Raw genomic sequence first — 22,242 nt, forward strand, 5'->3', positions numbered from 1 at the left:
GGTCGTGGGGCTGGTCGTCGGGCGGGTCCTTGGGGTCCTCGGGGTCGTCGTCCGGGGTGGGGTCGTGGTGGAGGCGGGTGAGGAGGTCGTGGGTGTGGTGGTGGGGGGCTCGTCGGGGGCGTTGGAGGGGGTCGATTCGGGTGGGTGGGATGGCTTCGGGGATGCCGTCGGGGCTCATCTGGATGGTCCAGGTGCCGTCGTGGACGGCGGTGTGGTGGGAGCCGCAGAGCTGGCAGGTGTTGGCCAGGGTGGTGGGGCCGCCGTCGGCCCAGTGGACGATGTGGTGGGCGTCGCAGTGCGCGGGTGGGGCGCCGCAGCCGGGGATGATGCAGCCGCGGTCGCGGGCGGCCAGGGCCCGGCGCAGGTGGACGTCGGCCAGGCGGGCGGTGCGGCCCAGGTCCAGCAGCTGCGAGCCCAGTGGTTGGCCGTCGCGGTCCCAGACCACGCGTTGCAGGACGGCGTCGCACGCGATCCGCCGGACCGTGTGGGGGTCCAGCCGCGTCCCGGCCTCCGTCCACGCCCGACCCACGAACGCCGGACCACTGGCTGCCGGACCACTGGCTGCCGGACCACTGGCTGCCGGACCACTGGCTGCCTGGTCACTGGTGAGGCCGGTGAGCTGTTCGGTGGTGGTGTGGACCACGACGCGGGGCCGCTCGCCGCGGACCGGGCCCGCGACGCCGAGGGCGGTGTCGGCGACCTGGACCAGGGCGTCCGCGCGCCGTTCCCGGGCCTGGCGTGGGTCCCGGACGCCGTCCTGGCTCGGCGTCGGGGCGGAGGCGGCGTCGACCGCGGCCCGCAGGGTCGCCCCGGCGGCGGGGTCCAGCGCGAAGCGACCCAGCAGCATCCCGGTGGAGTCGGTGGTCCAGTCCAGGAACCGGCGCTCGTGGGAGCAGGGGTCGAACCGCTCGGCCACCTCCGGCGCGAGCTCGCGCAGCAGGACCGCCGCGTCCTGCTTCAACGTCAGGGCGTGCCGCGACGGCGCCAGGCCCGCGAAGAACCCGGCGATGGTGACCCGGTCGGTGTCCTGCGTGCGCAGGTGGACCGGGATCTGGTCCAGGCACTGGACCGCGACGTCCACGTGCTCCCGGGTGATGTCCCCGACCGCGAGCAGGGGCTCCATCTCCCGCAACGACCCCGACGGGCCCAACGCCCGCGCCGCGGCCACGTCCGCCCGCGCCTGCCGCGGCGTCACCGGGGCACTGGTCCGCAGGAACGACTCCGTCGAGGACCCGATCCCCGACCGCGACCCCCACCGACCACCCACCCGCGAGCAACCAACACACAGACCGTCCACCCGTGCCGACCCCGAACGCCCGTTGGCTGCTCCGGTCGTCGGCTCGTCCGCGCGACGCCGGTCGACCTCCGCGACCGCCCGCAGGAACACCGCGTCCAACCCCGACCGCAACCGCGCCAACCCCCCGCTCAGCTGCAGCAGGTCCACCTCCGACACCCGCCACGCGACGTCCGCGGCCAGCGCCTCGTGCAACGCCGCGACCTCCGCCGCCAGAGCCACCACCCGCTCCGCCACCCCCGACCCACCCACCCCCGAACCCGCCCCCGCCCCGGCCGCCCCCGCCCCGGCCGCCCCGGCCGCCCCGGCCGCCTCCGGCCCAGCCGCCTCCGACGGGCCGGCCGCCGGCTCACCCAGGCACGGCACCCCGAGCAGCGACTCATCCGTCACCTGCTCGCCGGCCACCCCCGAGGACATGACCCGAAGCTACGCACCACCCCGGACACAACCCCTGCGTCGAGGGGGGGCGGACTCAGATCCCCGGCAGCCCGTCCACGCTCGTCGCGTTCTTCGTCCGGCGGTACTCCGCGAGCCCGTCGGGGCCCTTCTTCTGTGCGTGCGCGCGGAGCAGGTCCCGCTCGCCCGTCACCTGCATCACCGGCACACCCCACCCGCAGGCGTCGCTGATGCGGGTCACCGCGACGTCCACCACGGCTCGCGTCCCCGGGTGCGCCGGGAGCCGGGCCGTCACCTCGTCGAAGACCGCCTCGCCCGGCAGCACGACGGTGCCGCGGCCGTGCAGCCTGACGATCCGCGGGTGGGCGCCGAACGAGGCGAACATCAGGCAGACGCGGCCGTTCTCGCGCAGGTGCGCGATGGTCTCGACCCCGCTGCCCGTGTAGTCCACCCACGCCACCCGGTGCGGCCCGAGGACGACGAGGCTGTCGTGCCCGCGCGGCGACACGTTGACGTGCCCGTCGGGCGCCAGCGGTGCCGTGGCGACGAACCACATCGGCTGGGCGCCGATCCACGTCGTCAGGCGGTCGTCGAGGGCCTCGAACACCTTCGCCATGGCGCGAGCCTAGGCGTCGTCCCCTGCCGGCTGCTTGAGCACCATGGTCAGCAGGGTGTAGGTCGCGCACATCTCGTCGCGGTCGTTGGTGACGGAGGCGTCGAAGCGGACCTCGCCGTAGTCGGTGTGCTCGCGCGGGTTGAGCGCCTTGCAGGTCAGCGCGACCCGGATCCGGTCGCCGACCCGCACCGGGGTGGTGAAGCGCAGGTTCTCCAGGCCGGTGTTGGCCAGCACCGGTCCGGGTGCGGGGTCGACGAACAGCCCGGCCGCCCGGGACAGCACCCAGTACCCGTGCGCGACGATCCCGCCGAAGATCGGGTTGGCGGCGGCGGCCGCGGGGTCGGTGTGGGCGTAGAAGGTGTCGCCGCTCATGGCGGCGAACCCGCTGATGTCCTCGGCGGTCACCTCGTGCCAGTCGCTGGTGAACCCGTCGCCCACCTGCAGCTCCGACATCGACAGCCGGAACGGGTGCGGGCCGTCGGTGCGCCGCCGCGAGCCCGGCACCCACTGCCCGGTGACCGCGGTCAGCATGTCGGGGCTGCCCTGGACCGCGGTGCGCTGCATGTGGTGGAAGATCCCGCGCACGCCGCCGAGCTCCTCGCCGCCGCCGGCCCGGCCGGGACCGCCGTGGACCAGGTGGGGCAACGGCGCGCCGTGCCCGGTCGACTCCTGGGCGTCGTCGCGGTCCAGGACGTGGATGCGGCCGTGGAACGGCGCCGCGCCGAGCACGACCTGACGGACGAACCCGGGGTCGTGGCTGACGACGCTGGCCACGAGCGACCCCCGGCCCAGCGCCAGCAGGTCGACGACCTCCTCGGCGCTGTCGTAGGCCATGAGTGACGCGACGGGCCCGAACGGCTCGACGTCGTGGACGGGGGCGAAGCGGGCGTCGTCGACGGCGAGCAGGACCGGGGCGAGGAACGCGCCGTGCTCGTAGCCCTCGACGACGGTGTCCAGCGACCCCGTCACCATCCGACCGCCTGCGGCGATGGCCCGGACGGCGTCGCGCACGGCGTCGCGCTGCTCGTGGTCGACCAGCGCCCCGACCCGGGTGGCGGGGTCGCGGGGGTCGCCGACCGTGGCCGTGGACAGGCGCGCGGCCAGTGCCTCGGTCACGTGGCCCAGGAGCGACGACGGGACGAACGCGCGCCGGATCGCGGTGCACTTCTGCCCGGCCTTGGCCGTCATCTCGCGCGCGACCTCCTTCACGAACAGGTCGAACTCCGGGCTGCCGGCGACGGCGTCGGGACCCAGCACCGCGGCGTTGAGCGAGTCGGCCTCGGCGGTGTAGCGCACCCCGCGCCGGACGACGGCCGGGTGGGCGCGCAGCAGCGCCGCGGTGTCGGCGGACCCCGTGAAGCCCAGCAGGTCCTGGGAGTCCAACGCGTCCAGCAGCCCCTCGTGGCCGCCGACCAGCAGCTGCAGCGCGCCCTCGGGCAGGATCCCGGTGCCGATCGCGAGCCGGACCATGCGCTCGGTGACGTACGCGGTCTGCTCCGCGGGCTTGACGATGGACGGGACGCCCGCGATCAGGGCCGGCGCCAGCTTCTCCAGCGCTCCCCAGACGGGGAAGTTGTAGGCGTTGACCTGCACCGCGACGCCCCGCAGCGGGGTCCAGACGTGCTGGGCCAGGAACGTGCCGCCACGGCTGACGCGCTCCACCGGACCGTCGGTGGCGACGACGTCGTTGGGCAGGTTCTTGCGCGCGGTCGACGACATCCCGAGCATCGTGATGATGCCGCCGTCGACGTCGATCGCGGTGTCGCGCGCGGTCGAGCCGGTCGCGTAGGACAGCTCGTACAGCTCGTCGGTGTGCTGCTTGAGCGCCAGCGCCAGCTCCTTCACGAGCATGGCGCGCTCGTGGAACGTCAGGGCCCGCAGCGCGGGACCGCCGACGGTGCGTGCGTGGGCGACGGCGTCCGCGGCGGGCGCCGGCGCCGTGGAGATGCGGGCGACCTCCTCACCGGTGGCGGCGTCCAGCAGCGGGGCGCCGCCGTCGGTCGGGGTGCGCCAGGATCCGGCGACGTAGCTCTCGAGCATCGTTGCTCCTCGGTGCGGTGGGACGGGAGGTGGGGCAGGACAGGAGGACGGGGCGCCGACCTCAGCGTTCGAGCAGCAGGGCGACGCCCTGGCCGACCCCGACGCACATGGTGACGACGGCCCGACGGGAGTCGCGCTCGGCGAGCGCGCGGGCCGCGGTCAGGGTCAGCCGGGCCCCGCTCATGCCGAGCGGGTGCCCCAGCGCGATGGCCCCGCCGTGCGGGTTGACGTGCTCCGCGTCATCGGGCAGACCGAGGCCGCGCAGCACCGCGAGCGCCTGCGACGCGAAGGCCTCGTTCAGCTCGACGAGGTCCACGTCGGCGACCGTCAGGCCGGACCGGCCGAGCAGCTTCTGCACCGCGGGGACCGGGCCGATCCCCATCACCCGGGGCGGGACGCCGGCGCTCGCGGCGCCGGTGACCCGGGCCAGCGGCGTCAGGCCGTACCGCTCGACCGCGTCGGAGGAGGCCAGCAGCAGGGCCGCGGCGCCGTCGTTGACCCCGGAGGCGTTGCCGGCGGTGACGCTGCCCCCGGCACGGAACGCGGGCCGCAGCTTCGCGAGGGTCTCGGCGGTCGTGGCGGCGCGGGGGTGCTCGTCGGTGTCGACGACGACCGGGTCGCCTCGCCGCTGCGGCACCGGGACCGGGACGATCTCGCCCGCGAACCAGCCGTCGGCCTGCGCGGCGGCCGCGCGCTGCTGGCTGCGCAGCGCGAACGCGTCCTGGTCCTCGCGGGAGACGCCGTGGTCCTCGGCGACGTTCTCGGCCGTCTCGCCCATGGCCTCGGTGCCGTGCTGCTCGGCCAGGCGGTCGTTGACGAAGCGCCAGCCGATCGTGGTGTCGTGTATCTCGGCGCGGCGGTCGAAGGCGGTCTCGGCCTTGCCCATGACGAACGGGGCGCGCGACATCGACTCGACCCCGCCGACGACGACCAGGTCGGCCTCGCCGGCGCGGATCTGCCGCGCCCCGGTGGCGACGGCGTCGGCCCCGGAGGCGCACAATCGGTTGACGGTGATGCCGGGCGTGGTCACCGGCAGCCCCGACAGCAGGACCGCCATCCGGGCCACGTCACGGTTGTCCTCGCCGGCCTGGTTGGCGCAGCCGAGCACGACCTCGTCGACGGCGTCCCAGTCGGCGCCGGGCTGGCGCTCGCGCAGGGCGCTGATGACGTGCGCGGCCAGGTCGTCGGGGCGGACCGACGCGAGCGCGCCGCCGTACCGACCGATCGGGGTCCGGACGCCGTCGACCAGGAACGCCTCGCTCATGACTGCTCCTCCACCGGTGCTGCTGCTTCTGCTGGTCCTGCCGGGGCCCGTCCGAGGGTCTTCGTCCGACCCCGTACCTCGGCGACGAGGCTGCCGTCCTCGCGGGTGACGGTGATGTCGTACAGCCCGTTGCGCCGGCCCCCGCCGTAGCGGGCGCGCTCCACGGCCGTCGCGGTGAGGACGTCGCCGAGGCGGCCCGCCGTCAGCCACAAGACGTCGAGCCCGGCGCCGACCGTCAACGGGCCGTGGCTGTTGCAGGCGACCGCCAGGGCGGTGTCGGCGACCAGGCAGACCACACCGCCGTGGACGATGTCGAAGCCGTTGAGCATGGCCTCGGTCACCGTCGCCCGGACCTCGCCCCGGCCCTCGCCCGCGCTCACCAGCTCGATCCCGAACCCGGCCGACACCCGGTCCCGGGCCAGCATCGCCCGGGCCCGCAGGGTGGGGCTGACCCGGTAGCGGCCGGTCGGCTCGGCGGTGTGCAACGCGTCGAGCACGCCGACCACCCAGCCCTCGCCGAGCGAGCGGCCCCAGGCCAGCGGGCCCTGGGGGTGACCGGCGCCGTGCTCCATCGCGAGGTCCACGTCCGGCCCGGTCGCCACCCCGGCCTCGACGGTGTCGTGCCCGGCGTTGACGAGGGCCGCGGCGGTGCGGGCCACGACCAGGCCGGGCGAGTCCGGCAGCGGGGAGACCGCGACGCCTGCCGGCGCCAACGCTGCGGCCAGGGCCTCGAGCGAGCCGGGTGGGCAGCCGGGGGAGGCGACCGCCCCGACCCGGGTGCACGTGGCCTGGTCGCGGACGGCGTCGACGAGCACGGTCGGTCGCCTGGTCGCGGCCTCCACCTGGGCCGCGGTCCGTCCGTCCGTCAGCCGGACGTCGAGGTCGTGACCGGCAGGAGGTGCCGGGGCGTCGGAACCCTCGGCGCGTGAGAGGAGGACGGTCAGGCCGGGGCCTGGCCGCCACCGGACCGCGGTCGCCGCGCCGGGACCGGCCACGTCGCTGTGTCCGCGCGGGTCGCTCGGCTCGTTCGCGTCGTTCGCGTCGTTCGCGTCGTTAGCGTCGACGGTGGCGGGCTCGGGGGCCGGCTGGTCGTCGTCGTGGCGGTAGAAGCCGCGACCGCTCTTGCGGCCCAGGTCGCCGCGCGCGACTAGGGCGTCCTGCACCGGCGACGGCGCGTACCGGGGGTCGTCGCCCATGGCCTGCCACACGCTGCGGTTGACGGCCGCGTTGACGTCCTGGCCGATCAGGTCGGTGAGCTCCAGCGGCCCCATGGGGAACCCGCCCGCCTCACGGAGCAGCGAGTCCACCGTGGCCGCGGTCAGCGTGCCGGGTCCGGGGCCACCGCCGGCGGCCTCGGCGCCGTGGGTGGCCAGCAGCCGGAACGCCTCGCCGTAGAACGGGCGGGCCACCCGGTTGACGACGAACCCGGGGGTCGAGGTGCACGCCACCGGCACCTTGCCCCAGCGTCGGGCCAGGTCGGCGAGCGCGGCCACGACCGCCGGGTCGGTGCGGTCGCCGTGGACGACCTCGACCAGGCGCATCAGCGGGGCCGGGTTGAAGAAGTGCAGACCCGCCACGCGACCGGGGCGGGCCAGCGGGGCGGCCAGGTCCGTGACCGACAGGGACGAGGTGTTGGACGCCAGGACCGCCTCGGGGCCGACGACGGCCTCCAGGGCGTGCAGCAGCTCGTGCTTGACCGCGAGGTCCTCCACGACGGCTTCGACGACCAGGCCGCAACCGGCCAGCTCCTCGGTCGAGGACACCGCCCGCAGCCGTGACGCGACGGCCTCGGCCTGCTCGCGGGTGGTACGGCCCTTGTCGGCGGAGCGCAGCAGCCGGGCGGTCACCTGCTCGACGGCCTGCGCCGCGGCCCCGGGGCGGACGTCCAGCAGCAGGGTGGGGTGCCCGGCGGTCGCGGCGACCTGGGCGATCCCCGCGCCCATCGTGCCGGCGCCGACCACCCCCACGACCGTCCCCGGGGGCAGGGCCGGGGGTGCGGTCGAGGTCACGGCGTCCTCCTGGGGGTGGTCGGGTCGGCGGGCGGGCGTAATTCCTGAACGCATGGTCGGGAAGGCAGTCAACGCCCACCGGCCGCAGGCGTCAAGCGACCCTCAGTCCCGCGCGCGCAGCCCGTCGACCAGCATCCGCGCCAGCGTGTCCGCGATCTGGGCGCCGTCGATGTCCCCACCCGGCCGGTACCACTCGGTGACGGAGTTGACCGCCCCGAACACCAGGCGCGTCACCAGCCCGGGGTCCACCGAGGGGTCGAGGTCGCCGTCCGCGACGGCCTTGGAGGTGAGGGCGGCGGTGCGGGCGTCCAGCTCGCGACGCCGCTCCAGCGCCCACAGCTCGGTCGCGGTGTTGCCCCGTACCCGCAGCAGCAGCGTCACGTAGGGCAGGTTGTCGACCAGGACCTGCACGCTGCGCCGGACCACGCACTCCAGCCGCTCGACGGCCGGGCCGTCGTGCTCCTCGGCCTCCGCGACGGCGTCGTCGAGCAGGTCGATGCCGCGCGAGACGGCCAGCCGGAGGAACTCCTCCTTGCCGGCCACGTGGTGGTAGAGCGCGGCCTTGGTCAGGCCGGTGGCGCGCGCGAGGTCCTCCATGGACGTCGCGTCGTAGCCGCGGTCGATGAACTGCGTCGCCACCAGCTCGACGAGCTCGTCGAGGCTGTGCCGTGCAGGTCGTCCGCGACCGCGTGTCGGATCCGTGGTCGTCATGCGCCCTCCCTTGGCTGACGGTAGCCCGCGAGGAGCGCCCCTGCCCATGGTCAGCGCCCGAGTCGCGGTGTTCGTCCCCGACTCGTCGGGGTTCGGGGCGCCGTCGGGGTGGTCGTGCCGCCGCCGCTGCGGCCGGGTCGCTGAGCGCTACCGTCACGAGCAGGCCGTCCTGTCGCCCTTGACAGCAGGGCCGCGCCGACGGACCATAATTACCGAACGAGCGGTCGGTTAATGAGGAGGACGATGATGACCACCACCACCACCGACACCGGTCTGAGCGCGCAGGAGCAGGCGCGGTTCGACGCGGTCGTCGCCGAGGACGGACGCATCGAGCCCCGCGACGCCATGCCGGAGGGGTACCGCAAGACCCTGGTCCGGCAGATCGCCCAGCACGCCCACTCCGAGATCATCGGCATGCAGCCCGAGGGCAACTGGATCACCCGGGCCCCGAGCCTGCGCCGCAAGGCCATTCTCTACGCGAAGGTGCAGGACGAGGCCGGCCACGGGTTGTACCTGTACTCCGCCGCGGAGACGCTGGGTGCCGACCGCGCCGACCTGCTGGACGCGCTGCACGAGGGTCGTCAGAAGTACTCCACGATCTTCAACTACCCCACGCTGACCTGGGCGGACACCGTCGCCATCGGCTGGCTCGTGGACGGTGCCGCGATCATGAACCAGGTGCCGCTGTCGCGGTGCTCCTACGGCCCCTACGCCCGGGCGATGATCCGGGTCTGCAAGGAGGAGTCGTTCCACCAGCGACAGGGCTTCGAGGGCATGCTCACCCTCGCCCGCGGCACCGAGGCGCAGAAGGCGATGGCCCAGGACGCCCTGGACCGGTACTGGTGGCCCTCGCTCATGATGTTCGGCCCGCCCGACGACGCGTCGCCCAACAGCGCGCAGTCGATGGCCTGGGGCATCAAGCGGTTCAGCAACGACGAGCTGCGCCAGCGCTTCGTCGACGCGACCGCGCCGCAGGCGGACTTCCTGGGCCTGACCATCCCCGACCCGGAGCTGCGCTGGAACGCCGAGACCGGCCACTACGACTTCGGCACGCCGGACTGGGACGAGTTCATGCGCGTGGTCAAGGGCGACGGCCCGTGCAACCGCCAGCGCGTCGAGTTCCGCAAGGCCGCCCACGAGGAGGGCGCCTGGGTCCGCGAGGCCGCCGCCGCGCACGCCGCCAAGCGCGCCGCCGTGCCGACGCGACGCGCCGTCGCGACGGAGCACCCGACCCAGGTCGTGGCGGCCGCAGGGACGGGTCGGGTCGCATGAGCGGTGTCGCACCGGCCGACCGCGAGCCGCTGTGGGAGGTGTTCGTCCGCAGCCGCCGCGGGCTGTCCCACACCCACGCCGGCAGCCTGCACGCGCCCGACGCGCACATGGCCCTGCGAAACGCACGCGACGTCTACACCCGCCGCCAGGAGGGCGTCAGCATCTGGGTGGTCCGCTCCGAGGACGTCACCGCCAGCAGCCCGGACGAGAAGGACGCGTTCTTCGACCCGTCCGGCGACAAGCCCTACCGGCACCCGACCTTCTACGTGGTCCCCGACGAGGTGCAGAACCTGTGAGCGGTGACGTCGTGCCGCCGGCTGTGGCCGCGGGAGACCGGGACGCCGTCGAGACGTCGGACCTGGCCACGTCGGACCTGGCCACCTACACCCTGCGCCTCGGCGACGACGCGCTCGTCCTGGCCCAGCGGCTGGGGGAGTGGGCCGCTCGCGGGCCGACGCTGGAGGAGGACGTCGCCCTGCTCAACATCGGGCTCGACCTGCTGGGCCAGGCCCGCACCCTGCTCGCGCGGGCCGGCGAGCTGGACGGCACCGGCCGGTCCGAGGACGACCTCGCCTACCACCGTGACGAGCGCGAGTTCCTCAACGCGCAGGTGATGGAGCTGCCCAACGGCGACTTCGGCCGCACGCTGGCCCGGCAGCTGCTGGTCAGCGCCTACCAGGTGCCGATGTACGCCGCGCTCGCGGGCTCCGCCGACGAGACCCTCGCCGCCGTGGCGAGCAAGGCCGTCAAGGAGTCCCGCTACCACCTGGACCACGCCGCGAGCTGGGTGGTGCGCCTGGGCGACGGCACCGAGGAGTCCCGGGCCCGCGTCAGCGCCGGCCTGGGCGAGGTGTGGCCCTACGCCGCCGAGCTGTTCGAGCGCGACGACCTGCTGGACCGCTGCGTCGCGGCCGGGGTCGCGCCGGACCCGGGACCGCTGCGACGGCAGTGGGACACCACGGTCGACGCGGTCCTGGCCGACGCCGGTCTCCAGCGCCCGAGGACGACCTGGGCGCCGACGGGCGGGCGTCGGGGCCTGCACACCGAGCACATGGGGTACCTGCTGGCCGAGCTTCAGCACGTGGCCCGCTCCCACCCCGGCGCCAGCTGGTAGGCCCGCGACCCATGGGTACGACGCTGGACCGCGACGAGGCGCTCCGGGTCCTGGAGCAGGTCACCGACCCGGAGATCCCGGTGCTGACGATCGCGGACCTGGGCATCCTGCGTGACGTCCGGGTCGACGCCGACGGCACGGTCCACGTCGACATCACCCCGACCTACTCCGGCTGCCCCGCCATGGACGAGATCCGCGCCGACGTCGGGGCCGCCCTGGCGCGGGCCGGCGTCGAGGTCGTCGACGTCCGCCTGGTGCACCACCCCGCGTGGACCACCGACTGGCTCAGCGAGGACGGTCGCCGCAAGCTGACCGAGTACGGGATCGCCCCACCCGGGCCGCGGCCGGCGGGCGGGCCGGTCCCGCTCGAGCTGGGCTACCGCCCCGGGCTCGAGGGCACCGACGGCACCCCCGCCCCGGCCTGCCCGCTGTGCGGCTCGACCCGCACCGAGGAGCTGGCCCGCTTCGCCTCGACGGCCTGCAAGTCGCTGTGGCGGTGCACCGACTGCCGTGAGCCGTTCGACCACTTCAAGGAGTTCTGACCGCGTGAGCACCAGCACCCCGAGCCCTCCCGGCACGACGAGCGGGGCGTCCCCCGAGCCCACGACCCCGACCCCCGCGGGCTTCCACCCGTTGCGGGTGACGCGCGTGGAGCCCCTGACCGACGAGGCCGTCGCGGTGTCGTTCGCCGTGCCGCCCGAGCTGCGCCCGGTGTTCGCGGCCCGGCCCGGTCAGCACGTGACGGTCCGGGCGGAGCTGGACGGCGTCGACGTCCGCCGCACCTACTCCCTGTGCGGCGAGCCCGGTGCGGAGGAGATCACCGTCGGGGTCAAGGCCATCCAGGACGGCGCGTTCAGCGGGTACGCGACCCGACGGCTGGCCCCGGGCGACGTGCTGGACGTCGGCGCGCCCGGCGGCAGCTTCGGCCTGGACGTCGACCCCGCCCGCACCCGCCACGTGGCGGGAGTCGTCGCCGGCAGCGGCGTCACCCCGGTGCTCGGCATCGCCCGCGCGGTCCTCGCCGCCGAACCGGCCAGCCGCGTCACCCTGCTGCTCGGCAACCGCTCGGCCCGTGACGTGATGTTCGCCGAGGACCTGTTCGACCTGCGCGACCGCTACGGCGCCCGGTTCCGGATGCTGCACGTGCTCTCGCGCGAGGAGCAGGAGTCCGAGCTGCTCAGCGGCCGCATCGACCGGGACCGGCTCGTCGCCATCGCCGGAGCCCTGCTGGACGTCGACGACGTCGACGAGTGGTTCCTCTGCGGCCCGCTGGAGATGGTGACCACGGCCCGGGACACCCTGGTGGAGGACCTGGGCGTGGACCGCGGCTGCGTGCACGTCGAGCTGTTCCACGCCGAGCCGGTCGCCCGCCGGCCCCGGCCGGCCACGGCGGCGGCCACCACGACCACCGAGGTGACGCTCAACGGGCGGCGCAGCACCGTCGAGGTGGACGGCGGCGCGGACACCGTGCTCGACGCGGTCCTGCGGGTCCGCAGCGACGCCCCCTACGCCTGCCGCGGTGGGGTGTGCGGCACCTGCCGGGCCCGGGTGGTCGACGGCGAGGTCGAGATGGACGTCAACTACGCGCTGGAGCCCGACGAGCTGGCCCGTGGCCTGCGGCTGATGTGCCAGTCCCGGCCCACCACCCCGACCCTGTCCGTGGAGTTCGTCTGACGGCACGGCAGGTGTGACGCCCCGGGATCCGGGTACCACCACCCCATGGGTTTCCTGAGCAAGGCGCTGAAGAGCGGTATCGCCGTCAAGGTCGTCAACGAGGCACGCAAGCCGCACAACCAGCAGAAGATCAAGGACGCCGTGTCCTCCTTCCGCAACAAGGGCGGTGGCCCGAACGGGACGACGGGCCGTCCCACCACGCCCCCTCGCTGACCGGACGAACCTCCGCCTCCCCGGTCGACGGGGGTTAGCCACCGCCGACCGGGAGCGGTAGACATCAGGCATGAGCGACACCAGGACCACCGACGGCCCCGACCCCCTCGACCCCGAGAGCGGGAACACCAGCACCCGGGTCGGTCCTGACGAGTACGCGGGCATCCTCGTGCCGGACCCGCAGCCGGAGGACCTGCCCGACGACCCGGACGTCGAGGAGCTGCTGGGCCGCCTCGACCTCCGCCAGCAGGTGCGTCTGCTCACCGGGGCCGACTTCTGGGCGCTGCACCCCGAGCCCGCGGTCGGTCTGCGGCGCATGGTCACCTCCGACGGACCCGCAGGCGTGCGCGGCGAGGCGTGGGACGAGCGCGACCCCTCGGCGAACACGCCGTCCCCGACGGCCCTGGCCGCGACCTGGGACCCGGCCCGGATCGAACGGATCGGTCGGCTGCTGGCCGCCGAGGCCCGCAGCAAGGGCGTCGACGTCCTGCTCGCACCGACCATCAACCTGCACCGCACCCCGTTCGGCGGCCGGCACTTCGAGTGCCTCAGCGAGGACCCCCTGCTCACGGCGGTCATCGCCACCGCCTACGTCCGTGGGGTGCAGTCCCAGGGCGTGGCCGCGACGATCAAGCACTTCGTGGCCAACGACTCCGAGACCGACCGGTTCAGCGTCGACGTCACCGTCGACGAGCGCACGCTCCGCGAGCTGTACCTGGCGCCGTTCGAGCAGGTGCTGGCCGACGCCGCCCCCTGGGCCGTGATGGCCGCCTACAACGGCGTCGGCGGCCGCACCATGACCGAGAGCCCCCTGCTGACCGAGGTCCTCAAGGGCGAGTGGGGCTTCGACGGGGTGGTGGTGTCGGACTGGTTCGCCACGCGGTCCACCGAGGCCGCCGGGGGCGCCGGCCTCGACCTGGCGATGCCCGGCCCGGACGGGCCGTGGGGCGACGCCCTGGTCGCGGCGGTCGAGGCGGGCCGGGTCGGCGAGGACGCCGTCCGCGACAAGGTCCGCCGCCTCCTGCGCCTGGCGGAGCGGGTGGGTGCGCTGGAGGGCACGTTCGCCCCGGTGCCCGAGCCCTGGCCGACCGACCGGGTGGCCGGTGAGCTGCGCTCGGCGGCCGCCGCGGGCTTCGTCCTGGCCAAGAACGACGCCGACCTCCTGCCGTTGCGGCGGGACGCGCTGCGCACGGTCGCGCTCATCGGCCCCGACTCCGCCGAGGGGCGGCTGATGGGCGGCGGCAGCGCGACGGTGTTCCCGGCGTACCCGGTCGGCCCCCTGGAGGGCCTGCGTCGGGTGCTCGGCGAGGACGTCGAGGTCACCCACAGCCCGGGTGTCAGCAGCACCGACCGCACGGCGCCGCTGCCGCCCGCGTGGCTCGACGGCGGGGCCGAGGTCCGGTTCCTGGCCGACGACGGCACCGAGCTGCACCGGGAGACCCGGCACGCGAGCTCGCTGATGTACCTCGGACGCATCGAGGGCGACCTCACCGTCAGCGACGTCAGCCAGGTCGAGCTGACGGCCCGCGTGCGGGTCCCCCACGACGGCCGCTACGACGTCGGCGTCGCGGGGGTCGGCCCGTTCGTGCTGAGCGTCGACGGCGAGACCGTCCTGGACCAGGCCGTCGAGCTGCCCGAGGGCGCCGACCCGATCGAGGGCATGATGCGCCCGCCCATGGCGGTCCGGGCCGTCGAGCTCCGGGCCGACGCGCCGGTCGAGCTCGTGCTGCGCCACGAGCCGGTGTCCGCGGACGGCTTCGGCGACGTGGACACCGCGACCATGACGTTCAAGCTGCTGCTGGCACCGGTGCAGGTCCCCGACGAGGCGCTGCTGGAGCAGGCGGTGGCCGCCGCAGCGGCGGCCGACGTCGCCGTGGTCGTGGTCGGGACGACGGCCGAGGTCGAGAGCGAGGGGTTCGACCGGGTCAGCCTGGCGCTGCCGGGTGGGCAGGACGACCTGGTCCGCCGGGTCGTCGCGGCCAACCCGCGCACGGTGGTCGTGGTCAACGCCGGTGCCCCCGTGCTGCTGCCGTGGGCCGACGAGGTGCCCGCGGTGCTGCTGACGTGGTTCCCCGGGCAGGAGTTCGGCAACGCGCTGAGCGACGTCCTGCTGGGGACGCGTGAGCCCGGTGGGCGGTTGCCCGTGACGTGGCCGTCCTCGCCCGACGGGCTGCCCTCGACGCAGCCGGTCGACGGCGTCCTGGACTACGCCGAGGGGCTCCGGATCGGGTACCGCCGGTACGGCGGCGGGGGCAGCGACGACCACCCGCAGCCGCTGTTCGGCTTCGGTCACGGCCTGGGTTACACGACGTTCGAGCTGGGCGAGGTGGCCGTGACCGGTGACCCGGCGTCCGGCGTCCAGGTGTCGGTGCCGGTGACCTGCACCGGCGTGCGCTCCGGCCGTCAGGTCGTGCAGGTGTACGCCTCGCGCGATGGCGGGCAGGTCGAGCGGGTGCCGCGCTGGCTCGTCGGCTTCGCGCTGGTCGACGTGGCCCCGGGCGAGACCGTGACGGCCGTGGTGGACGTGGCCCGTCGTTCGTTCGAGCACTGGGACGTCGGCACGGGGGCGTGGCAGCTGGAGCCGGGTGCGTTCCGGCTGCACGTGGGGACCAGCCTGGCCACCGTCGACGCCGGCACCGACGTCGGCTGAGCCGTCGCCGGTGGGCGGGGGCGGGCCCGGTGCGGCACGTGCGAGGGCGGGGTCCGCGCCCGGCACGTCGTGCGTGCCGAGCCGGTGCCCCGCCCTCGGGCGGTGATCAGTCCTGGCGGAAGGCGTCCTTGACGTTCTCGCCGGCCTGCTTCAGGTCGGCCTTGGACTGGTCGGCCTTGCCCTCGGCCTCGAGCCGCTCGTTGTCGGTGGCCTTGCCTGCGGCCTCCTTGGCCTTGCCACCGAGGTCCTCCGCCGTGTTCTTGATCTTGTCGCCGAGTCCCATGCGGGTCTCCTTCCTCGGGCCTGACGGCCCACCTGGGGACCGGCACCGTGCCAGGCCCTGATCTGGTGGCCGCACCCCGACCGGGTGCGGCGTCCCGGGACGCCGGTCAGGCGACGCGGGCGTTCTCGACGCGGCTGCGTCGTACGTCCAACCTCACGCGCAGGTGCACGGTTCCCGGGGGGAGCACCACCGCGAGGTCGTCACGGGTCCGGTCCACCGCCGCCCGGACGCCGGCCAGGTCGGCCGCGGCGTCGACCCGGGCCACCAGCTCGAGCACCGTGGTGCCCCGGTCGACGAGCACGTGGCCGCGGGCGGACTCCACCTGCGGGGACCGGCTCAGCTGCTCGGCCGCCGCGTCGGCGACGGCGGGCAGGTCGGCCCGGACCCGGCCGCGCACCGCGTGGTCGCCCGGCAGCCCGATGCGGCGCACCCGACGTCGCCGGGCGTGGGCCAGGAACGAGCGCAGCCCCACGAGCACGGCCAGCACCCCGCCGACGCCCAGCACCCACGGCCACCAGGGGTGGTCCGGCACGCCCCTGAACCAGGCGAGGGAGACCTCCTCGGGGGAGCCGGGCCAGCGACCCAGCCCCCACACCACGAGGAACGCCGACGCGATGACGAGCGCCACCCCGAGCAGGAGCAGCACGACCCGGTCCAGGGCGAGCACGCCGCGGTTCATCGCGGCACCGCCCCGTGGACGCGTACCCGGACCTTGGGCTGCGGCTGGAGGTCGGCCAGCCTCCCGCCGACCCGTCGGGTGAGGTCGGCGGCCAGCGACGCCTCGTCGTGGCTGTCGCGCGGGTCGACGCTGACGTCGACCACCACCCGGCGTCGACCGGCGGACGCGCGGGACGTGCCCACCTCGTCGTCGGCCAGCGCGGCCTCGGCGGCGATGGCGGCGACCCCGCGCCCGTCGAGGTCGACGGGGACGTCGAGCGGGTTGCTCGAGCCGAGCCGGACGGACTGGACGGGTCGCCCGGACAGGGCCGAGGCGACCAGCAGCCCACCCAGCAGCAGGCCGCCCAGCCCGACCACGACCGCGGTCCGGCCCTGCACGACCGAGGTGGCCGAGGCCAACAGCGGCGCCAGCCAGGGGCCCCCGGGGACGAGGACGGTGCCGGCGACCTCGCGGCCGACGAGCAGCTCGCGCAGCACCACGACGCCCAGGCCGACCAGGGCGACGCACAGCAGCAGCGCCACCCCGACCGCGGACGGCGTGCCCACGGCCACCGGGGCGGCCGGCACGGCCTCGTTGGCTGGCACCGCTGCCCCGGCCTTCGCGGGCGACCCGGCCGGCGCGGCGGACCCGGCCGGCGCGGGGTCCAGCGGTCGCCCGGTCGGGCCGTCGGGGCCGGTCTCGTCCGTCGTTCCGGTCGTGCTCACAGGACCCTCCTGGCCGTCGGTCGCTCGTCCGGCACCACCACGGTGGCCACGGACACGTCGACGGCGTCGACGACGAGCCCGGTGAGCTCGTGCACCTGGGTCGACACCTCACGCTGCACGGCCGCCGCGACCGAGGCCAGGGGAGCGCCCCAGGCCACGGCGAGGTCCACGTCGAGGCGGACGTGGCCGCCGTCGACCCGGCTGCTCACCTGGGGGAGGTCGTGGCGGGCGATCCGGCCCACGCTGTCGGGCACGACGCCGGCCACGCCCCTGGCGGCCCTGCGCCCCACCGTGTCGACCACCCGCGGGCGGATCTCGAGGTGGCCGCGCTCACGCGGCGGGGCGAGCACGTCACGCACGCGGACGACCGCGGCTGAAGCTGCTGGGGCTGATGTCCCCGTCGCGCCAGGCGCCCAGGCCGTAGCCGACGGCGCCCAGGACGAGGGCGAGCAGGAACCCGGTGAAGCCCCCGGTCGTGGCGGCCAGGGCCAGCAGGATGCCGGCCAGGAGGCCGATGTGAGAGGTGGTCATGAGGTCCTCCGGTGAGGTGGGCGGGGGTGGCGCGGGCTCGGGATCGTCGGGCTCTGGGTCACAGGCGGGCGTAGCGGCGGGCGCCGGGGACGTGTCGCGGCAGACGTCGACGGGCGGCCCGGACGGCCCGGTTCATCCGCCGCCGCAGCCCGGAGCGGCGGGAGCGCCGCGAGGCCGGGCCGGGGTGGCCGGCCGGGGCCGGGCCGTGGCGGCGGTCGACCTCGGCCAGGGCGGCCAGGTACTGCTCCACGTCGCCGCCGAGGTCCGGGTGCAGCCGACGGGCGACGGCACGCCGCTCGGTGCGGTGCTGCAGGGTGGGGGCGGGGCTGCCCTGCGACCCGTCGACCGGGGAGGCCGTGCCGTCCCGGTGGGGCAGGAACCGCCGCAGGTGCCTCACGGGCCGGTCTCCGACCGGGGGTCGGCCACGTCCTCGACGGTCACGTCCACCACGCCGGGGCGCACCGCGGCGACGGCCCGCTGGACCGCCTCCGCGGTGGCCCGGACGGGGGAGCCGAGGGCGACGACGACGTGCACCTGGGTACGGCCCTCGCGCAGCCGCACCCCGCTGACGCGACGCCCCGGCAGGTAGACCGCGACCTCCCCGAGGGCACCTCCGTGCAGACCCACCACGCCGGGGACCGCCAGCGCGGTCGCCTCGACGAGGTCGGCCTGGGCGGCGAGGCCACCCGGCGCGCTCGGCTGGACGGTGCTCACTGGACCCGCGAGGCCTCGGGGGTCTCGGCCGCGTCGTCCTCGCCGTTGTCGACGAAGACGTCGTGGACGACGACGTTGACCTCGGTCACCTGCAGGCCGGTCATGCGCTCGACGGCCGTGATGACGTTCTCGCGGATGCCGGCGGCCAGGTCGGCGATGGAGACGCCGTACTCCGCGACGATGTCGACGTCGACGGCGGCCTGCTTCTCACCCACCTCGACGGCGACGCCCTGGGAGTAGTTGGTGCGCCCGCCGGGGATCCGGTCCCGGAGCGAGGCGACCGCACGGGTGGCGCCGCCGCCGAGCGCGTGCACACCGACCACGTCGCGCGCGGCGATGCCGGCGATCTTGGACACCACGGTGTCGGCGATGGTCGTGCGGCCCTGCGCGCTGTCGAGGGCCGAGCCGGTCGACGCGACCGTCCCGGTGCTGAAGCCGGTGGGGGTGCTGGTGTCGCTGGTCTTCGCGGGCTGGGCCATGGGGATCGTTCCTCTCGGGTCGTTCGACGTTCGGACACAGGTGAGTCGGGTCCGGCGGGCAGATCCGCACGCGTTCTCGTCGTGACCTGCGTCACATCCGGTCAGCGTGACGGGCGCGGGCCCGGCCCGGGCGCCGGGGTGGGCTCGCGGACCGCGTTGCGGTGGGTGGGGAGGTGGTGGTCGGGTGGGGCCGTGACAGGCCTGCTCGACGCCGGCCCGGGCCCGGGCCCGGGCGCTGCTGACGGCGCCTCGCGGGCGCAGGACGCGGCGCTCGCCCGGGCCGCCGCCCTGGGTGACCGGGACGCCTTCGAGCGGATCGTGCACCTGCACGGCCCCGGCATGCTCCGCTACGCCCGGAGGCTGCTGTCGGACCCCGGTGACGCCGAGGAGGCGGTGCAGGACGCCTTCGTGGCCGCGTGGCGCTCGCTGGAGCGCTACCGCGGGGACTCGGCCCTGCGCACCTGGCTGTTCGGCCTCACGTCGCACAAGGCGATGGACCTGGCCCGGCGGCGACGCCCGCAACCGGTGGACGAGCACCGGGTGGCGGGCAGGCCCGCGGGCCCGGCGTCGGACCCGTGGGAGCAGGCGGAGGCCGCAGAGCTCGCCCGGGCGCTGGACCGTGCGCTCGCGGAGCTGCCGTACCGGCAGCGGGCGTGCTGGTTCCTGGTCGAGCTGGAGGGCCTCAGCCAGGCCGAGGTCGCCCAGGTCCTGAAGATCGGTCCCGACGCGGTGCGCGGACAGCTGTTCCGCGCCCGTCGGGCCCTGGAGGAGAGGATGGCGCGATGGCGACCATGAGCGAACCGGAGGGCACGAGCGCGCTGGCCCGCGCCACCCGGGCCCTGCAGGACGAGCCCGAGCCCGGCTGGCCCGACCTGGCCGAGCGGGTGAGCCGTCGCCTGCGCTCGGTGAGCCGCCCGGGACGACCGCTCGTGGTGCAGGTGGGCGACGCCGGCACGCTGCGGGTCGACCAGCGGGTGCTCGTCGACACCGTCCGCCGTGCCGTGGCCCGGGTGCCCGGCTGCCGACCCGTGGGGGTCGACGTCCGCTCCCAGGAGCAGGAGGTCACCTCGTTGCGGGTGCAGGTGTGGGCGCGGTACGGCTCGGACGTGCGGGCCGTGGCCACCGACGCGCGGGCCGTGGCCGTCGGGTCGCTCCAGGACGTGCTGGCCCGGCCGGTGCCCGTCGACGTGGACGTCGTCGACGTAGACGTAGACGTCGAAGGGGTCTGAGCCCCCGGTCGGGTCTGGTCGGGCACGGGCGTCGCTGGGTAGCGTCCTCGTCGTGCAGATCAGCGTGCGCCACCAGCCGTCCTTCGCCGTCGTCCGCGTCGAGCTCGCCCCCGGCGAGCAGTTCCGCGGGGAGTCCGGCTGCATGGCCGCCCACTCTTGGGGGGTGACCGTCGACGCGCAGCTGCAGGGCGGTCTGATGAAGTCGCTGTCGCGCAGCGTGCTCGGGGGCGAGTCGATGTTCGTCTCGTCGTTCACCGCGCACCCGCAGCACCCCGGCTGGGTCGACCTGGCGGCCCAGCTGCCCGGCGACGCCGTCGTGCTGGACTGCACCCCCGGCATGCCGCTGGTGCTGACCAGGGGCAGCTGGTTGGCCTCGGCGCCGGGCGTCGAGCTCGACACCAAGTTCGGCGGCAAGGCCAACCTGTTCGGCGGCGAGGGGGCGTTCGTGGTCCGGGCCACCGGCAGCGGCCCGGTGGTGGCGGCCTGCTACGGCGCGCTCGACCGGCACGACCTGCCCGAGGGCGGCGGGTTCACCGTCGACGCCGGGCACGTGGTCGCCTACGAGGACCGGGTCGCGCCCCGGATGCGCAAGGTCAGCCGCGGGCTCGCGTCGACCATGAAGTCCGGTGAGGGCTGGGTGTTCGACTTCCAGGGCCCGGGGACGGTCTGGACGCAGTCGCGCAACCCGTCGGAGCTCGTCGGCTGGCTCGCCCGGATGCTGCCCAGCCGCAGCTGAGCCTGCGCCCCGACGACCTGCGCCCCGGGACGCCGCGAGGGCCCCTCCCTGGTCGGGAGAGGCCCTCGCGGACAGTGGTGCAGGTGGTGCGGGGGAACCGGGTCAGCGGGCGCGGGCCGGACGGCCGGAGCCGCCGCGACGGCGCGAGCCGCCGGTGCCGCCCGTGCCGCCACCGGGGTGACCCCCGCCGGGGCGGGGCGAGCCGTGGTAGCCGGTCGCCGGGTGGCCCGAGGCGGACCCGCCCGAGGTCGCGGCGCGACCGGAGCCGCTGCGACCGCCGCCGGAGCCGCCGGAGGCCGGGGCGCCCGGACGACGGGCCCGGCCCTGCGCGCGCCGGCCGGTACCGGTCTGGCCCTGCTGCGCGGCCATCTTCTCCGCGGGGGAGGTGTACTCCCGTCGCGGGGCGACCTCGCCGACCAGGGTGCTGACGACCGGGCTGCCGGGGGCCACGCGGTCGGCGCGGGCGTTGACCTTGGCCAGGCGCATCAGGGTCTTGACCTCACGCTCCTGGTCGGGCAGCACGAGGGTGACGACGACCCCGTCGGAGCCGGCGCGGGCGGTGCGGCCGGAGCGGTGCAGGTACGCCTTGTGCTCGGTGGGCGGGTCGACGTGCACGACGAGCTCGACGTCGTCGACGTGGATCCCGCGGGCGGCGACGTCGGTCGCCACGAGCACGTTGACCTCGCCGCCGGAGAACGCGGCCAGGTTGCGCTGGCGCGCGCCCTGGGTCAGGTTGCCGTGCAGGTCGACCGCGGGGATGCCCGAGGTGGTCAGCTGCTTGGCCAGCTTCTTGGCGGCGTGCTTGGTGCGCATGAACAGCACGCGACGCCCGGTGCCCGAGGCGAGCTCGCGGATGACGTCCTGCTTGGCGTGCGGGTCGCTGACCGACAGCACGTGGTGCGTCATGGTCGACACCGGCGACTCGGCGGAGTCCACCGAGTGGGTGCGCGGGTTGCGCAGGTAGCGCTTGACGAGGCGGTCGACGCCGTTGTCCAGCGTGGCGCTGAACAGCATCCGCTGGATGCCGGTGGGCGTGGCGTCGAGGATGCGCGTGACGGCGGGCAGAAAGCCCAGGTCGGCCATGTGGTCGGCCTCGTCGAGGACGGTGATGGCGACGCGGTCCAAGAACACCTCGCGCTGGCCCATCAGGTCCTCGAGGCGGCCCGGGCAGGCGATGACGATGTCGACGCCGCGGCTCAGGGCCTGCGTCTGGCGACCCTGGGGCACCCCGCCGAAGACGGTGGTCACGGACAGGCCGTTGGTCTCGCCCAGCGGCTTGAGGACCTCGGCGATCTGGGTGGCCAGCTCGCGGGTGGGGGCCAGGACCAGGGCGCGGGGGCGCTTGGAGATCGTGGCCGATCCGCCCTCGGACAGCAGCCGGCTGACGATGGGCAGGGCGAAGGCCAGCGTCTTGCCGGAGCCGGTGCGACCGCGGCCCAGGACGTCGCGCCCGGCCATGGAGTCCGGCAGCGTGGCGGCCTGGATCGGGAAGGGGGCCTCGATGCCCTGGGAGGCCAGGGTGCGGACGAGGGGGGCGGAGACGCCGAGGTCGGCGAAGCCCAGGGCAGGGGTGTTCGGGTGGGTCTCAGGCATGCGTGAAGAAGTCGCCTCTCAGGCGTCGTCGGGGCGCCGCA

At 75.3% G+C, this 22,242-nt stretch carries 25 protein-coding genes; 10 read left to right on the forward strand and 15 right to left on the reverse strand.

Going from position 1 to position 22,242, the window contains the following annotated elements; translation table 11 throughout:
- From ACR80Q_RS06640 to ACR80Q_RS06665, 6 genes are all read right to left on the reverse strand, one after another.
- On the reverse strand, positions 1 to 1,711 hold a 1,711-nt coding region (locus ACR80Q_RS06640), incomplete at its 3' end, for an HNH endonuclease signature motif containing protein (protein WP_435376808.1).
- Positions 1,712 to 1,766: 55 nt separating this feature from the next.
- Positions 1,767 to 2,306 carry a pyridoxamine 5'-phosphate oxidase family protein gene (locus ACR80Q_RS06645; protein WP_435376809.1) on the reverse strand — a complete coding sequence of 180 codons (540 nt, stop codon included), beginning with the start codon at positions 2,304 to 2,306 and terminating at the stop codon, positions 1,767 to 1,769.
- Positions 2,307 to 2,315: 9 nt separating this feature from the next.
- The gene (paaZ, locus tag ACR80Q_RS06650) at positions 2,316 to 4,346 is read right to left on the reverse strand and encodes a phenylacetic acid degradation bifunctional protein PaaZ (RefSeq protein WP_435376810.1); all 2,031 of its coding nucleotides are present in this window, start codon (positions 4,344 to 4,346) and stop codon (positions 2,316 to 2,318) included.
- Between the two features lie 61 nt (positions 4,347 to 4,407).
- Positions 4,408 to 5,610: a 3-oxoadipyl-CoA thiolase gene (gene pcaF, locus ACR80Q_RS06655; protein WP_435376811.1), complete on the reverse strand. Its 1,203-nt coding sequence runs from the start codon at positions 5,608 to 5,610 to the stop codon at positions 4,408 to 4,410.
- Positions 5,607 to 7,619, reverse strand: a complete 2,013-nt coding sequence (locus tag ACR80Q_RS06660) for a 3-hydroxyacyl-CoA dehydrogenase (protein WP_435376812.1) — start codon at positions 7,617 to 7,619, stop codon at positions 5,607 to 5,609. The genes pcaF and ACR80Q_RS06660 overlap by 4 nt, the downstream gene beginning before the upstream one ends.
- Before the next feature lie 102 nt (positions 7,620 to 7,721).
- Positions 7,722 to 8,330, reverse strand: coding sequence for a TetR/AcrR family transcriptional regulator (locus ACR80Q_RS06665; protein ID WP_435376813.1), 609 nt, complete (start codon positions 8,328 to 8,330; stop codon positions 7,722 to 7,724).
- Positions 8,331 to 8,576: 246 nt separating this feature from the next.
- Between ACR80Q_RS06665 and paaA the strand changes: the two genes are divergently transcribed.
- The 7 genes from paaA (at position 8,577) to ACR80Q_RS06700 (ending at position 15,253) form a co-directional block, all read left to right on the forward strand.
- Positions 8,577 to 9,602 (forward strand): 1,2-phenylacetyl-CoA epoxidase subunit PaaA, encoded by a 1,026-nt coding sequence (gene paaA, locus ACR80Q_RS06670; RefSeq protein WP_435376814.1) that lies wholly within the window; start codon positions 8,577 to 8,579, stop codon positions 9,600 to 9,602.
- Positions 9,599 to 9,898, forward strand: a complete 300-nt coding sequence (paaB, locus tag ACR80Q_RS06675) for a 1,2-phenylacetyl-CoA epoxidase subunit PaaB (protein ID WP_435376815.1) — start codon at positions 9,599 to 9,601, stop codon at positions 9,896 to 9,898. Before paaA ends, paaB begins: the two co-directional genes overlap by 4 nt.
- Complete coding sequence (paaC, locus tag ACR80Q_RS06680) at positions 9,895 to 10,716, forward strand: 1,2-phenylacetyl-CoA epoxidase subunit PaaC (protein ID WP_435376816.1); 822 nt, start codon at positions 9,895 to 9,897, stop codon at positions 10,714 to 10,716. Before paaB ends, paaC begins: the two co-directional genes overlap by 4 nt.
- Positions 10,717 to 10,727: 11 nt before the next feature.
- The gene (gene paaD, locus ACR80Q_RS06685) at positions 10,728 to 11,258 is read left to right on the forward strand and encodes a 1,2-phenylacetyl-CoA epoxidase subunit PaaD (RefSeq protein ID WP_435376817.1); all 531 of its coding nucleotides are present in this window, start codon (positions 10,728 to 10,730) and stop codon (positions 11,256 to 11,258) included.
- A 4-nt stretch (positions 11,259 to 11,262) separates the two neighbouring features.
- Positions 11,263 to 12,390: a 2Fe-2S iron-sulfur cluster-binding protein gene (locus ACR80Q_RS06690; protein WP_435376818.1), complete on the forward strand. Its 1,128-nt coding sequence runs from the start codon at positions 11,263 to 11,265 to the stop codon at positions 12,388 to 12,390.
- Positions 12,391 to 12,435: 45 nt separating this feature from the next.
- The gene (locus ACR80Q_RS06695; RefSeq protein WP_435376819.1) at positions 12,436 to 12,603 is read left to right on the forward strand and encodes a hypothetical protein; all 168 of its coding nucleotides are present in this window, start codon (positions 12,436 to 12,438) and stop codon (positions 12,601 to 12,603) included.
- A 70-nt stretch (positions 12,604 to 12,673) separates the two neighbouring features.
- A complete protein-coding gene (locus ACR80Q_RS06700; protein ID WP_435376820.1) occupies positions 12,674 to 15,253 on the forward strand; it encodes a beta-glucosidase in 2,580 nt (859 codons plus the stop codon).
- A 106-nt stretch (positions 15,254 to 15,359) separates the two neighbouring features.
- On the opposite strand, the gene ACR80Q_RS06705 is transcribed toward ACR80Q_RS06700, so the two are convergent.
- The 8 genes from ACR80Q_RS06705 to ACR80Q_RS06740 form a co-directional block, all read right to left on the reverse strand.
- Complete coding sequence (locus ACR80Q_RS06705; RefSeq protein WP_435376821.1) at positions 15,360 to 15,536, reverse strand: CsbD family protein; 177 nt, start codon at positions 15,534 to 15,536, stop codon at positions 15,360 to 15,362.
- A 106-nt stretch (positions 15,537 to 15,642) separates the two neighbouring features.
- Entirely contained in the window at positions 15,643 to 16,215 is a 573-nt protein-coding gene (locus ACR80Q_RS06710) for a hypothetical protein (RefSeq protein ID WP_435376822.1), read from the reverse strand.
- Complete coding sequence (locus ACR80Q_RS06715; protein ID WP_435376823.1) at positions 16,212 to 16,919, reverse strand: hypothetical protein; 708 nt, start codon at positions 16,917 to 16,919, stop codon at positions 16,212 to 16,214. The genes ACR80Q_RS06710 and ACR80Q_RS06715 overlap by 4 nt, the downstream gene beginning before the upstream one ends.
- On the reverse strand, positions 16,916 to 17,278 hold the full coding sequence (locus ACR80Q_RS06720; RefSeq protein WP_435376824.1) for an Asp23/Gls24 family envelope stress response protein: 363 nt from the start codon (positions 17,276 to 17,278) through the stop codon (positions 16,916 to 16,918). The genes ACR80Q_RS06715 and ACR80Q_RS06720 overlap by 4 nt, the downstream gene beginning before the upstream one ends.
- On the reverse strand, positions 17,271 to 17,450 hold the full coding sequence (locus ACR80Q_RS06725) for a DUF2273 domain-containing protein (protein ID WP_435376825.1): 180 nt from the start codon (positions 17,448 to 17,450) through the stop codon (positions 17,271 to 17,273). The genes ACR80Q_RS06720 and ACR80Q_RS06725 overlap by 8 nt, the downstream gene beginning before the upstream one ends.
- A 58-nt stretch (positions 17,451 to 17,508) precedes the next feature.
- Entirely contained in the window at positions 17,509 to 17,847 is a 339-nt protein-coding gene (locus ACR80Q_RS06730) for a hypothetical protein (RefSeq protein ID WP_435376826.1), read from the reverse strand.
- Positions 17,844 to 18,164, reverse strand: coding sequence for an Asp23/Gls24 family envelope stress response protein (locus tag ACR80Q_RS06735; RefSeq protein WP_435376827.1), 321 nt, complete (start codon positions 18,162 to 18,164; stop codon positions 17,844 to 17,846). Before ACR80Q_RS06735 ends, ACR80Q_RS06730 begins: the two co-directional genes overlap by 4 nt.
- Positions 18,161 to 18,643: an Asp23/Gls24 family envelope stress response protein gene (locus ACR80Q_RS06740; protein ID WP_435376828.1), complete on the reverse strand. Its 483-nt coding sequence runs from the start codon at positions 18,641 to 18,643 to the stop codon at positions 18,161 to 18,163. The genes ACR80Q_RS06735 and ACR80Q_RS06740 overlap by 4 nt, the downstream gene beginning before the upstream one ends.
- Positions 18,644 to 18,835: 192 nt before the next feature.
- Between ACR80Q_RS06740 and ACR80Q_RS06745 the strand changes: the two genes are divergently transcribed.
- The 3 genes from ACR80Q_RS06745 to ACR80Q_RS06755 are packed head-to-tail and all read left to right on the forward strand — an operon-like array spanning position 18,836 to position 20,608.
- Positions 18,836 to 19,438: an RNA polymerase sigma factor gene (locus ACR80Q_RS06745; protein WP_435376829.1), complete on the forward strand. Its 603-nt coding sequence runs from the start codon at positions 18,836 to 18,838 to the stop codon at positions 19,436 to 19,438.
- The gene (locus ACR80Q_RS06750) at positions 19,426 to 19,872 is read left to right on the forward strand and encodes a hypothetical protein (RefSeq protein WP_435376830.1); all 447 of its coding nucleotides are present in this window, start codon (positions 19,426 to 19,428) and stop codon (positions 19,870 to 19,872) included. Before ACR80Q_RS06745 ends, ACR80Q_RS06750 begins: the two co-directional genes overlap by 13 nt.
- 52 nt (positions 19,873 to 19,924) lie before the next feature.
- Positions 19,925 to 20,608: a TIGR00266 family protein gene (locus ACR80Q_RS06755; protein WP_435376831.1), complete on the forward strand. Its 684-nt coding sequence runs from the start codon at positions 19,925 to 19,927 to the stop codon at positions 20,606 to 20,608.
- 102 nt (positions 20,609 to 20,710) lie between these two features.
- Here the strand turns inward: ACR80Q_RS06755 and ACR80Q_RS06760 are convergent, their stop codons facing one another.
- Complete coding sequence (locus tag ACR80Q_RS06760; RefSeq protein ID WP_435376832.1) at positions 20,711 to 22,201, reverse strand: DEAD/DEAH box helicase; 1,491 nt, start codon at positions 22,199 to 22,201, stop codon at positions 20,711 to 20,713.
- Positions 22,202 to 22,242 lie beyond the last annotated feature (41 nt).

It is taken from the genome of Aquipuribacter aurantiacus (genome assembly GCF_051216895.1).
In the GTDB taxonomy this organism is placed as follows: Bacteria; Actinomycetota; Actinomycetes; order Actinomycetales; family JBBAYJ01; genus Aquipuribacter.